Annotated in this window: 11 protein-coding genes; 3 read left to right on the forward strand and 8 right to left on the reverse strand. The window is 40.4% G+C overall.

Annotated elements, in window-relative coordinates; genetic code table 11:
* The first annotated feature begins 312 nt into the window (after positions 1 to 312).
* Entirely contained in the window at positions 313 to 1,602 is a 1,290-nt protein-coding gene (locus C9J45_RS06950) for a hemolysin family protein (RefSeq protein ID WP_107208268.1), read from the forward strand.
* A 66-nt stretch (positions 1,603 to 1,668) separates the two neighbouring features.
* Here the strand turns inward: C9J45_RS06950 and C9J45_RS06955 are convergent, their stop codons facing one another.
* From C9J45_RS06955 to C9J45_RS06985, 7 genes are all read right to left on the reverse strand, one after another.
* Entirely contained in the window at positions 1,669 to 2,127 is a 459-nt protein-coding gene (locus C9J45_RS06955) for a hypothetical protein (RefSeq protein ID WP_107290780.1), read from the reverse strand.
* A 138-nt stretch (positions 2,128 to 2,265) separates the two neighbouring features.
* Complete coding sequence (locus C9J45_RS06960) at positions 2,266 to 2,859, reverse strand: alpha-ketoglutarate-dependent dioxygenase AlkB (protein ID WP_107208267.1); 594 nt, start codon at positions 2,857 to 2,859, stop codon at positions 2,266 to 2,268.
* Between the two features lie 100 nt (positions 2,860 to 2,959).
* Positions 2,960 to 4,006: a lactonase family protein gene (locus C9J45_RS06965; protein ID WP_107290812.1), complete on the reverse strand. Its 1,047-nt coding sequence runs from the start codon at positions 4,004 to 4,006 to the stop codon at positions 2,960 to 2,962.
* 73 nt (positions 4,007 to 4,079) lie between these two features.
* On the reverse strand, positions 4,080 to 6,470 hold the full coding sequence (locus C9J45_RS06970; RefSeq protein ID WP_233217651.1) for a family 20 glycosylhydrolase: 2,391 nt from the start codon (positions 6,468 to 6,470) through the stop codon (positions 4,080 to 4,082).
* Between the two features lie 58 nt (positions 6,471 to 6,528).
* Positions 6,529 to 7,473, reverse strand: a complete 945-nt coding sequence (locus tag C9J45_RS06975; protein WP_107292349.1) for a sugar kinase — start codon at positions 7,471 to 7,473, stop codon at positions 6,529 to 6,531.
* A 100-nt stretch (positions 7,474 to 7,573) separates the two neighbouring features.
* The gene (locus C9J45_RS06980; RefSeq protein WP_005368015.1) at positions 7,574 to 7,966 is read right to left on the reverse strand and encodes a RidA family protein; all 393 of its coding nucleotides are present in this window, start codon (positions 7,964 to 7,966) and stop codon (positions 7,574 to 7,576) included.
* 43 nt (positions 7,967 to 8,009) lie between these two features.
* Complete coding sequence (locus tag C9J45_RS06985; protein ID WP_107292350.1) at positions 8,010 to 9,461, reverse strand: amidohydrolase family protein; 1,452 nt, start codon at positions 9,459 to 9,461, stop codon at positions 8,010 to 8,012.
* Positions 9,462 to 9,638: 177 nt separating this feature from the next.
* Between C9J45_RS06985 and C9J45_RS06990 the strand changes: the two genes are divergently transcribed.
* Positions 9,639 to 10,910, forward strand: coding sequence for an amino acid deaminase (locus tag C9J45_RS06990; protein WP_107290777.1), 1,272 nt, complete (start codon positions 9,639 to 9,641; stop codon positions 10,908 to 10,910).
* 28 nt (positions 10,911 to 10,938) lie between these two features.
* Positions 10,939 to 11,802, forward strand: a complete 864-nt coding sequence (locus tag C9J45_RS06995) for a MurR/RpiR family transcriptional regulator (protein WP_107292351.1) — start codon at positions 10,939 to 10,941, stop codon at positions 11,800 to 11,802.
* Positions 11,803 to 11,844: 42 nt separating this feature from the next.
* On the opposite strand, the gene C9J45_RS07000 is transcribed toward C9J45_RS06995, so the two are convergent.
* The gene (locus C9J45_RS07000) at positions 11,845 to 12,387 is read right to left on the reverse strand and encodes a prepilin-type N-terminal cleavage/methylation domain-containing protein (protein WP_107208261.1); all 543 of its coding nucleotides are present in this window, start codon (positions 12,385 to 12,387) and stop codon (positions 11,845 to 11,847) included.
* Positions 12,388 to 12,451: the final 64 nt, after the last annotated feature.

Genomic DNA, 12,451 nt, shown 5'->3' on the forward strand with positions numbered 1-12,451 from the left:
AGTTCAATGAATTAGCATTGCTGAGACAGTGCTAACATCCATCAATCACAAACCAGCAACAACAAATTCACAATTTCACCTCTTTACCCTAACAAGTATCACTAATTGTTTTCACTTCTGTTTATTGGCTAAACGAATACATAATTTATTTCTTATCAATAACCAATAAAGGTTAATTTTTAATTAACCTTATAGGCATACTATAGATATAATCACCTACAATGTGTGAATAGGCTTTCTTTTATTCATGTTATAGACGCACCTATTTTTATTCCCACCCTATGGTGCACTCGAAGTTTCTAGGAGAAATAAATGAGTATCATTATTTTGGTCTGTTTGATCATTATTAATGGATTATTTGCTATGTCTGAGATAGCACTTGTCACAGCAAAGAAAAACCGGCTACAGCGATTAGCAGATGAAGGGAATATCTCTGCTCAAAAAGCAATAGAGCTAGGTGAATCACCAACTCAATTTCTATCAACAATGCAGATCGGTATCACTGTTATTGGTATTCTGAACGGTGTTATTGGTGAAGCTGCATTAGCTGGCCCTATTTCACATTGGTTAATTGAGTTAGGCCTTCCTGCAAAATCCGTTGGCTTTACTGCTTCAGCAATTGCGGTCATTGTTTTAACGTATGTATCGATTGTTATTGGTGAATTAGTCCCTAAACGATTAGGTCAAGTAAACGCTGTTTCTATTGCGGTATTTTTCGCCCGCCCAATTGCAGTTATCGCTTTTATTTCTCGTCCATTTGTCTGGCTATTGGCAAACTCAACCGATTTACTGTTGCGTTTATTGGGCAAAGGAAAAGACGACAGTTCAGCACTAACAGAAGATGATATCCGTGCAGTGATCGCGGAAGGTTCTCAGTCAGGTGTTATCCACCAGCATGAACATAACATGGTGCGTAATGTCTTCAATTTCGATGACCGCAAAGTATCTTCAATGATGACGCCACGAAATGAAATTGCGTATCTTGATTTAAATTATTCGCCTGAGAGCTATTTACAAAAATTACTCTCAAGCACGCATGCTTGCCTTCCTGTTGGAAATAACGGCTTCAGCGATTTAAAAGGCACATTAAATGCCAAGCAGTTATTACAATTTATCAATGATAATACGGCTGAAAATCCACTATCAATTTTAGATTACTTAACCCCTCCCGTTTTCGTACCAGAAAACTGGACAGGTACAACGCTATTAGAAATGTTCCAAAGCTCAGGTACAGACTTTGCCTTCGTGGTTGATGAATATGGTGATATTCAAGGTATTGTGACTTCTCAAGATATTTTAGAGGCATTAGCCGGTAAATTTACCCCTGATAATCCAAAGGATGTTTGGTCAAAGCAAAACCCAGATGGCAGTTGGAATTTAGATGGCATGATGCCAATCACTGTATTTAAAGATCTATTAGATATTAATAAACTGCCAGACGAAGAAGACGGCGGTTACCACACACTTAGCGGTATGTTAGTGTGGCTATTAGATGATTTACCTAAATTGGATGACTGTATTCGCTGGCAAGGTTGGCAATTCCGCATTCTAACATTAGAAAATAACCGTATAGATCGTATATTAGCTCAACGCTACGAATAATCTGTTGCGTTTCATTCAATCAAAAAAAGTTAGCCATAAAGGCTAACTTTTTTTTCATCTGCTCTATTAACTATAAGCAGGACTCGTTGTTTGTAACGTTGCTCTAAATGCCTTGATCATAAAAAAAAGATAAAATACTTCAAAAGCAATACCAAATACTAATAAGCCGTAGGTATCATGTTTTAAAGAATCAGGAAAAACAAAATACATAAGACCCAAGAATACAAACGCAAATGGAATTAAATAAAAGATTGCAACTCGCCAGCCTACAACCCAGCTTAACGAAAAGTATTTAATTAAAAAGTTCTTTCCGTTATTTCCGCCATTGACGATAAATAAAATAATAAAGTTAATTATAATCATTACGTCATCAGCAAGTGACTCTAATGAATCTGTTTGTGGTAAGTAATAGGAATACAGCATCAACAAAATAGTCGGAATCAAAATGTACAACGCAGATTCCCGCTCAGTGACATTGTTGTGTTTTAAATCAAGCAACAAGGCTTTCAAATTGAAAAAATACATATCCTCCTCCCTTATTGTCAATAAGCCTATCCTGTGAAGGTGGAGATAGTGATTGTAATAATTGATGAATTAGAATGAGTTATCAAAATATAACGTTTTGATGATAGCTATTTCAATCGAACGTGATCATACCTGCAGTTACTGATTAATATAACGAAAGGTCAAGTTTATGCGTGGCTCATTGACACGTTTAGTTTTAGGTAGTGCATGTTGCCAATACTGCTGGGTCTCTCCTGCCATTATCAGCAAAGATCCCGGTGTTAATTGAAAGGCAATTTTCTCTTTAGTGGTTTTATGTTTAAACACGAACTGCCGTGTTACACCAAAGCTTAAAGAAGCAATAACAGGTTGATGACCTAATTCACGCTCATTGTCTTGATGCCACCCCATGTAATCTTCTCCATCACGGTATAGATTGCCAAGCACTGAGTTAAACGACGTTTTCGCTTGCTGTTCACACTGTGCTTTTAGATCTAATATTGCCGATGTCCAAGGTTGTGGATGCATGGTAAGCCCTGAATAAGTATAAACAGCATCACCGAGCCATGTTTGTAACCTCGGCTGAAGCACTGACCTACCAAATAGCGTTATGTGTTCTTGTTGCCAGTTCAGTTCGTTTTTCAATTGCTGAAAATACTGTTCAGACTGCTGTAAATTCAAAAACTGTGGATGCCAATAGAGTAATCCATTGTTGATTGTTATCCACTCCCCTTGATCAGCAAACAAATCCATCGTGTTTTCCTAAATTCATTTAACAACAAGTTATACGTTTTTAAGGTACAAAAAAGCCACAGTCAACACTATGGCTTTTAAGACGTTAAGATCAATTTGATTATCGTGAAAGCATCTCGACAAGGCACACAGGTGCACCGACATTACAACGATAACCTGTTGCTGTGATATCACCCGTCTCAACATTACGGTGATAGCTAACAATATCGTTAGAATGTTGATTCGCCACCAGCAACCATTCGCCATTTTGGGAAATCACAAAATCACGAGGGAATGCCCCGCCACAATCAACAGCGGCTAATTGAGTGACGTTTTCACCGTCTACATTAAAATAACTAATCTTGTTTTGAGCACGACAAGAAACATATAAAAAGCGTTCATCTGGTGATAAGTAAATAGCAGATGCCGCTTGTTTATTTTCTTCATTAGCAAGCAGTGCTTGTTGTGATACTTGCTCCCAGCAGCCATTTTGTTTTGTGATCACCACAAGCGTTTCAGACAGTTCACACACAACATAGCCGATTGATTCATCATGGCTGAAAACAAGATGTCGAGGGCCTGATCCTGCTGGCATGTTTAGCGTTTGATTTAAGGCAAATGATAATGTGTTTACGTCATAATCGTAAAAGTAAACGCAATCACTGCCTAAATCAACAACGGCTAACTGATTGGTATGCTTTAGAAATGTAACTTGATGTGCATGAGGGGCTTCTTGACGATCAACATTTGGTCCACAGCCATCAACAAATAAATCTGCGATACACTCTGTCGGTTGACCTTCTTCATCTAAACCATAAACAGTGACATTACCTGAACCATAGTTCGCCACCGCCAAAAGCTTATCTTTTACATCAATATGACAAGGATAATCCCCAGCAATAGCTAAAGAACAGCGCGTTTGATGATCAGAAAAATGAAGTTGTGCACCACTGTGTCGATCAACTTCATTAAAGGTATATAACCCGTTTTGAGTCGCAGCAAGATAAGATGGATTATGCTGTTGTTGCAACGTATCTGGCACTATCTCATTGTTTAACGTTAATACGCCAGATTGAGGATCAAGGGAAATGCCTACAACACCATGACTATCACTCGGTGCATCGGTATAAGTACCTACATAAAAATGTAAGGGAGATTGTTTTGTCATGGAAACCTTCATAAATAAATCCGTTATCAATCATTAAAATGCCGCCTGAATAATCAGACGGCAACGACTTCGTTTAATGATTTTCTAAAATGTGAAGTAACTGCTTAGTTGGCGAGACGATAGCAACGATGGTTTCGTCAAATATGACGGCATTTTTATCAATAATTTGATGATAAGCCGCTACCTCTTGCTCTGATAACTGACATCCCTGTTTAGTTTTATCAATCAGTTTCATACCGAGTTCTGCAACCGCTATAACAGCATCAGTCATCGGCAGAGTATTTACAGCAGCAATATTGTTAGCAAAAATTGGTTTTGCTTGCTGCGCGGCTAACTTAACGGTTAAGTAATGCATATTTAGCGTAGCAAGGGCTGACATATCCCCCTTATTAATACGTGAAACCAGATCGTTCATCTCATACACTGCCAAACTTTCAACAGGCAATGCATCCGCAAAGCGATTTAAACGCTCATACTGGTTATATAAATCGCCTTTCGTTGGTATCGAATTCCACTTCTCCCAATGACGTGCATAATATTGGGCTGGCTCAACGTACTTGGCTAAGGTTTGTAACGGGCTTGAATCAGTACCATTAGCAAGACGTTTTAGCATCATGTTTGCATCTGCATGATGGCGTAACCCAACAGATATCTCTGACCACGTATCGATTGCTTTCATCCGCTTATACATGCTGCGCTCATCGGTTAACGCTTGGCTTGACCACAAACGCTCTGCAATTGCGTAACTTCGCGGCCATAAACGGTGTTCAATCGTCATAGAATCAAGGTTTTCGCCCCATATTGTGATTTCACCACCTAAAATCAATGCTTGTTCTTTTTCAGTTAATTCTGCTGGATAGCCCCCATTAGGTTCTGGGATCTGACTGCCTTTTATATCACTACTTGCAATAAGTTGCCCTGTTGCAGGCCAGCGCACATTACCGATTAACTGATAACTGCTGTCTGCAAGTTTGTCATTGGAAAAATCGTAATTAAATTCGGTGTATGACATGAAGTTATCGAAATAACCTCGGAATTTAACGCCTGGCACATACATAAGAATGTATACCTCTTCACGAGACTTACCGTTGTAGTCTGTAAACGCCCGATAACTGCCATCAGCAGCGGTAATAATAGTTAAGTTACCTTTACGTGGGCCATCTTTGCTTCTTGGCTTTACCCAATCATAAGTCTCGAATACCTCGCCTTGACGAAGTTTGTCATCCACCGTGCTCCCTTTAGGCATAGGATCGTTTCGATAGTGATAGCTTGTCGGTTGTGGCTGATCAAGGTAATACCCCGTAGAAAGAATACCTTGATACCCTTCTTTTGCGGCACGGCCTATGCTGTCATGACCTTGCCAGCTTTGGATCACTATCGATTTGGGTAACTCTTTATGCCAAATTTCATCCCACCCGATCATTTTCTTACCGCGCTCTGCCAGCATCTGCTCTACTTTAGTATTAAGATAAGACTGTAAACCGCGTTCACCATCAATATGATGCTCTTTAATAAACTGCTGAATTTTCGGGTTGTCACGCCATTGTTTATAGTTAGGCTCATCCCCGCCTATGTGGAAATACTCATCAGGAAATAAGGCAACAACTTCATCAAACACACTCGCTAGCATTGCATAAAGTTCTGGATTAGTAGGATCCATTAAAGGTTCAAATACTCCCCATCCACGTTGCTGAGGGTATTGTTGCTTTCCTATGCCAGACATTAATTCAGGGTAAGCATGAGCCACCGCAGATGCATGACCTGGTAATGATATTTCTGGAATAACACGAATACCTAAATTACGCGCATAATCGACAACCTGACGAATCTGAGCTTTGCTATAGAAATCACCATCGGTCGTGTCACGCCAAAGTTTTTGGTATTTATCGAGTTGAATACGTATGCCTTGATCGTCCCATAGATGCCAGTGAAAAACATTGAGTTTGGCTGATGCCATTGCATCTAATTGACGAAGGATCACATCAAGCTCAATGAAATGTCTTGAAGTATCATAAGATACCCCACGCCAAGGAAAGCGTGGCCTATCTTGAATAGAAACAGCAGGAAAAAAATAACCAGTAGCATCCGTAGAAACTATTTGAAGCAGAGTTTCTAAGCCACGAAATACACCATAATGCTGCGCTGCATTAATCACAATTTTACCGTTGCCAACATCAAGCGTGTAAGACTCGTCACTATTAATGTTCTGAACATCCGATTTGGGGCGATGATGAATATTAATCACTAACGTCGCGTCTTGTTCAGATTGTGCTTGCCAGTTCAACATGGGCAACCCTGTCTGACGATAAAGTCGCTCCATGATTCTTTTGGCGTAAAATTGTACACGAGGCGAATCGTAACCTTTGATATAAATAGCAAAGGATTTATCCAACGTGACTATGCCTTGTTTACGCTCCACTCTCTGTGGATAAGGCATTAAATTTAAATCGCTATTTGGCGTCATTGCTATGCAACCATTAGAAACGTGGAACAAGTAAAGACATTTTTATGATCTCAGGTAATTATAAAATTAAATGTCGCATTATATCGTTGGGGATAATGGCGCCTGAATGTTGGATCACAATTGCCGCTAAAGCATGTCCTAACGTTGCTGAGTCTTGATGGCTTTTCCCTGTAACTCGCCCAGCTAAATAGCCTGCAGCAAAAGAGTCACCTGCTGCACAAGTATCAATCACATTGCTCACCTGCTCTGTCGCAACATCAGCACGCTGAACAAGCTGATCTTGGCGCCAAATAAGCTGGCAAGGTTCACTCCCTCGTTTTATCACTATTTCATGACAGCCCATGCGTAAACAACGAGCAGCAACGCTTTCATCATCTCCCCACACCAATACATCATCGTCTTGTGTGATTAACGCGATATCAACCAGCGGTAAGATTTGGCTATACCAATGTTGCGCTTCTTCGCTCGACCATAATTGAGGGCGATAGTTATTATCAAAGATGATCTTTCCACCTGTTTGCGAAAAAGCTTCAAGCCGGTTTTTAAGTCGTAAGCGGCTTGCTTGGTCTAAAATGGCAAGACTAATACCGCTCAGGTAAAAGTAATCGTATTGCTTATCTTGTAATGCAATTTCTAATTTATTCAGTGATGAGGTTGAGAAATAGCGTTTTGCTGCCGAGTTATCTCGCCAATAGAGAAAACTCCGCTCACCCGTTTGATCCGTTTGTACCATGTATAAACCGGGTAATTGCTGAGCGAAGATTTCAACTAAATTGGTGTGGATTCCTTCTAGATGCCATGTTTCCAGCAGCTCTTGAGATAATGTGTCGACACCTAATCCTGTCGCATAAGAAACATGTACTGAGTGCTGGCAAGTTAATCGTGAAAGATAAAGCGCAGTATTTAATGTATCGCCACCAAAGCCTTTACGAATAGGATCGCCGCTTAGTTCGATCATACACTCACCAAAAAATGCAATCTTGGTTTCAGCGGAGTTAAGCATCAATTGAAAACTCGATATGTAATGATATAAATAAAAAAAGAGCGCCTAAATAATCGAAGAGATGGCATTTAGGCACTCCAAATAAAGCTTAAATCTAGGGTTAGCGGCGGTCTTCTCGGTAACAAGTCACATCGACTTCGACTTTTACATCAACAACCAAATCACACACCATGCAAATACGTGCTGGTGGATGTTCACCAAAAAATTCACGAAACACTTTATTGAATGATTGGAAATAACGAGCATCAGTAAGCACGACTTTTACATGCATTACATCGGCAAGGGTATAGCCTGCTTCGTCCATGATATCGATACAGTTTTGGATCGCTAAACGAGACTGGTCAACGATTCCGCCTTCTACTACCTCACCATCAATCATCGGTGTTTGACCAGAGACATAAAGAAACCCTCCAGCCTCAGTTGCGCGAGCAAATGGCAAGTGTTGACCTCCAGTTCCTACCCCACCTTCTACACCATAACGTTTGATTGACATACGACTCTCCACCGATAACTAGTTATTCTTTAAATATGTTTTTTTAATTATTTTCTTGGGTGCTACTTCTAAATAAAAATACGCCTTTCCTTTTGCCACTGACGTTGCCATTTGAATAGGTTAATTGTCCATTTACAAAGACGCTTTCTATACCCTTAGCAATAGATATTGGGTTTTGAAATGTGGCTGTATCTTTTATGGTATCAGGATCAAATAAAACTAAATCGGCAAACGCCCCTATTTTTATTTCACCACGATCTTTTAATTGATATCGATTCGCCGACATTCCCGTCATTTTATGAACCGCTTCTTCTAATGAAAATAACTGTTCTTCACGACAGTATTGACCTAACACTCGCGGGAACGTTCCCCATAAACGAGGGTGTGGCTTCGGATCATTCGGTAAGCCATCAGACCCCACCATGGTCAATTTATATTTTAAAACTCGTTTTACATCCTCTTCATCCATACAGTGATAAACAGCCCCTGCCGGTTGTAATGCTCTTGCTGCTTCTAATAATGAAAGATTCAACTCTTCAGCTATCACTTTCAGGGTTTTACCTGCGAGTTCTGGTTTGGGTTCTGACCAAGTAATAAAAATATCAAAATCATCTGTAACTTGATTTAAATCGAGCGTTGATGAACTGGCTGAATATGGATAACAATCACAAGCAATATCTTGATATTCTGAGACTTTATCCATCAAGGATAACACTTCTACCGTGCGCCCCCAGTTACCAGCTCCTGCACATTTTAAGTGAGATATAACCACAGGTACTTGCGCATGCTTTCCTGTTTCAAAGGCTTCTTCCATCGCACTGATGATCGCTTCAAACTCTGTACGCATATGGGTTGTATATATACCACCATATTGACTTAGCACAGTTGCCAACCTCATGACTTCATCTGCGGTGGCAGCTTTTGCACTTTGGTAAGCTAAACCGGAGCTTAATCCCAATGCACCTTGCTTCATCGCTTGAGCTAAGCTCTCGCGCATAGATTCAATTTCTTCATTTGTGGCAGTACGTTGCAAATCATCTATTACGTTATTGCGTAATGTGGTATGCCCCACCAAGGCTGCAACATTCACTGCTGGCTCCGCAGCTTGCACCGCCTTTACATAATCGCCAAAGGTTGAATATTGAAAATCGTCTTTTTTTCCCAATAAGTTCATTGGCTCTGGTGGCTCGCCTTTAAGAATAGTCGGGCTCGCACTAATGCCACAATTACCCACTATCACGGTTGTGACACCTTGGCTAATTTTAGAAAGACACTCAGGAGCACGGATCACATTGGTATCATCATGGGTATGTACATCAATAAAACCCGGAGACAACACCAATCCTTCAGCATGAATAATTTGCTTAGCGTCATAACCATCTAATTGACCAATCGCTTGAATACGATCCTGACAAATAGCGACATCCGCAATGAACGATGCCGCGCCAGTACCGTCAACAATGACTGCTTTTTTAATGATGGTATCGCACAGCATATTGAGCACGCTCTAAATTTATAAGATGTAGACATAGTAAAGAAACGCGGATTTTAATCAGTGATAAAACACACAAAAAGGTAACAATTGTTTGATAGTTTCTAACACGTAACTTACCCTTTTATACATTTATAAAATAAGTATCAACAACTTAACTTATGTTAGAAAAGGTGATGCATGGATAAAAATCTCTTTGAATACGATAAAAACTATCATGATAACTGTTTTACTACGCCAAGTTTTGGTGATAAATCGCAACCAATTACGACTGAGTCAAATCGGAATTACAGCCTTATTGATGAAGAAATCGCCTTACCTGCAGCAGTAATTAAAGCCTCTTTACTGGATAATAACCTTCAGTGGATGCAACAATTTGCGAATCACCATAACGTGAAATTGGCACCTCATGGTAAAACGACCATGACCCCAGCCTTTTTCCGCCAACAACTTGAACACGGCGCGTGGGGCATCACTATTGCAAGTCCTGCTCAAGCCCAAATAGCCGTACTCAGTGGGGCACAAAATATCATTATGGCGAATCAATTAGTGGGTCGCGCAAACATGATGATCATTTCACAATTAATCAAAGATTATGATGTAGACTTTTATTGTTGCGTCGACTCAAGACGCAATGTTGAAGCCTTGGAAGACTTCTTTGCCAGCCATGATCAAAAACTGAATATATTAATTGAAATGGGTGTTGATGGCGGTCGTTGTGGTTGTCGTACAGCGCAAGAAGTCATGGCGTTAGCTCAACTTATTCACCAAAGCCCCCACTTAAACTTAAAAGGTATTGAAGTCTACGAAGGGGTTATTCATGGCGATGATGCAGAACAACAAGTCAGAGACTTTCTCAATCGTACTATTGCAATCACCATCCAATTACAACAAGAACACCTCATTCAAGAAATACCATTAGTCACAGGCGCTGGCTCTGCTTGGTATGACGTTGTTGCTGAATGCTTTAATAAGCATCGAGAGCTAGAGGCTGTTATTCGTCCCGGTTGTTATGCCATCCATGACACGGGCATTTATCTTGATGCGCAACATCAAGTCATGCAGCGTGCTGAAAAAAATCAGGGAATAGCATGTGATTTAGGTGGTGATTTAGCATCAGCACTGGAGCTTTGGGCGTATGTGGTCTCTCGACCAGAGCCGAATAAAGTGATTGTCGGCTTTGGCAAGCGTGATGCTGCTTTTGATGCAGGATTACCTATTCTTGAACGCGCTTATCGTAATGGTGAACCTGTTGTTTTTGATCAGGTAAAAACAACGGCTGTGATGGATCAACATGCTTTTCTCTCTGTTTCAAGTGATTGCGATCTACAAGTAGGTGATGTCCTCGTATTTTCAACTTCTCACCCTTGCCTAACCTTTGATAAATGGCGTGCTGTCGCAGTATCTGATGATAACGATCGCGTCACTCACTGGGTAAGAACATGGTTTTAAACGCACTAATTAACAAGAGGAAAACAATATGAGTGTAGATGTCGATATTATTTCTCAAATAACAGAGCGTTATAATGTCCTTCGTGATGCCGAAAAGAAAGTCGCACAATGGATTATGGATGACATCCAAAGCGCAGCTAATGCCAGTATTACTGAATTAGCACAAGGCGCTGATGTTAGTGAAGCTTCTATTACTCGTTTTGCTAAAGCGATTGGATGTAAGAACGTGCGTGACATGAAAATTAAACTCGCGCAAAGCTTATCTGTCGGTCAGCGATTTATTCTAGAGCCACCGGATCAAAGTGGTTATCAAGGTATTTATGAATCAATCAAACAGTCGTTAGATGTAAACCGCAGTTTAATTGTCGAAAAAGATATTGATACCGCTGCTGATTGGTTACACAACGCTCGGCAGATCATCGCTATTGGAATGGGCGGCGGTTCAACAATTGCCGCACAAGAAATGCAGCACCGTCTATTTAGATTAGGCTACCCTGTTGTGGCTTACAACGATGGGCTGTTATCACGAATGATAGCCGCAACCGCCGAAAGTAATGATGTTTTAGTGATGATTTCATCTACCGGTTACACACCAATCGTGGTTGAAACCGCGCAGTTAGCCAAAGAGTACGGCTTAAAGATTATTGCTATAACCCCGAATAATACCCCACTCGCGGAACTAGTTAGTTTAGTGCTACCAATTAAACATCAAGAAACAGACTTTATCTATAAACCATCAGCATCACGCTACGCCATGCTGGCACTGGTTGATGTCATATCAATGGCTATTGCAGTTAAAAACAAACGACGTTCAAGAGATAAACTACGACGGTTAAAAATAGCCCTTGATGCCCATCGCGGGGGACTCGAGAGACAGCCGCTGGGTGATTAATAAGAGAAATATCTATGTGGCTGTTTAAAGAGAAATACTGGGTTAACAATCTTTATCTTCAATACCGACAACAGGTGGTTCCCCATCGTAATAATTTACAAAGTAAACGCCACACTGATCGTTATAACTAAATCCGCGAGGAAATATTTTACCGACTTTCGGTGTGGTATTGCCTGCTGGTAATGCTGAGATTTGACCACTAGGTATTGTACCTTGATTACCCAAACCACACCACTCAGCCTGGCATTGGGTATCTCTACCACTGGTATACATTACATCATTCAAGGTCAATAAGTAACGCATGCTATGCATCCAATGCCCGGTTGGATAACCCATAACAATTTCAATATCAACATCACCTGCATCTATCACTGACTTGTTAGGATCATGCTCAACACCAAGAACTATGGCGCGCGTATGGACAAAATCACTTGCCGTTATCAGTGAAGATTTCACTCCTTTTAATAAAGCAATGCGAGCATCTCTACTGATATTTAAAAACTTAGGGGCGACGAAAACAGCAATAATTCCAACAATAACGATGATGATAACTAGTTCAATAAGACTAAACCCTCTAATTTTCAATATCGTTATCCTTTATGTACATCAGTTTTTTGTGTCGTATATTTCCATCCTATTGACTGAGCAA

The organism is Photobacterium sp. GB-1 (genome assembly GCF_003026165.1).
GTDB lineage: Bacteria > Pseudomonadota > Gammaproteobacteria > Enterobacterales > Vibrionaceae > Photobacterium.

Excerpts from the sequence above, each read along its gene's own strand:
- C9J45_RS06960 (WP_107208267.1), bottom strand. The coding sequence starts at position 2,859 with ATGGATTTGTTTGCTGATCAAGGGGAGTGGATAACAATCAACAATGGA.
- C9J45_RS06970 (WP_233217651.1), bottom strand. The coding sequence starts at position 6,470 with ATGACGCCAAATAGCGATTTAAATTTAATGCCTTATCCACAGAGAGTG.
- C9J45_RS06985 (WP_107292350.1), bottom strand. The coding sequence starts at position 9,461 with ATGCTGTGCGATACCATCATTAAAAAAGCAGTCATTGTTGACGGTACT.
- C9J45_RS06995 (WP_107292351.1), top strand. The coding sequence starts at position 10,939 with ATGAGTGTAGATGTCGATATTATTTCTCAAATAACAGAGCGTTATAAT.
- C9J45_RS06980 (WP_005368015.1), bottom strand. The coding sequence starts at position 7,966 with ATGTCAATCAAACGTTATGGTGTAGAAGGTGGGGTAGGAACTGGAGGT.
- C9J45_RS06975 (WP_107292349.1), bottom strand. The coding sequence starts at position 7,473 with ATGCTTAACTCCGCTGAAACCAAGATTGCATTTTTTGGTGAGTGTATG.
- C9J45_RS06950 (WP_107208268.1), top strand. The coding sequence starts at position 313 with ATGAGTATCATTATTTTGGTCTGTTTGATCATTATTAATGGATTATTT.
- C9J45_RS06955 (WP_107290780.1), bottom strand. The coding sequence starts at position 2,127 with ATGTATTTTTTCAATTTGAAAGCCTTGTTGCTTGATTTAAAACACAAC.
- C9J45_RS06990 (WP_107290777.1), top strand. The coding sequence starts at position 9,639 with ATGGATAAAAATCTCTTTGAATACGATAAAAACTATCATGATAACTGT.
- C9J45_RS06965 (WP_107290812.1), bottom strand. The coding sequence starts at position 4,006 with ATGACAAAACAATCTCCCTTACATTTTTATGTAGGTACTTATACCGAT.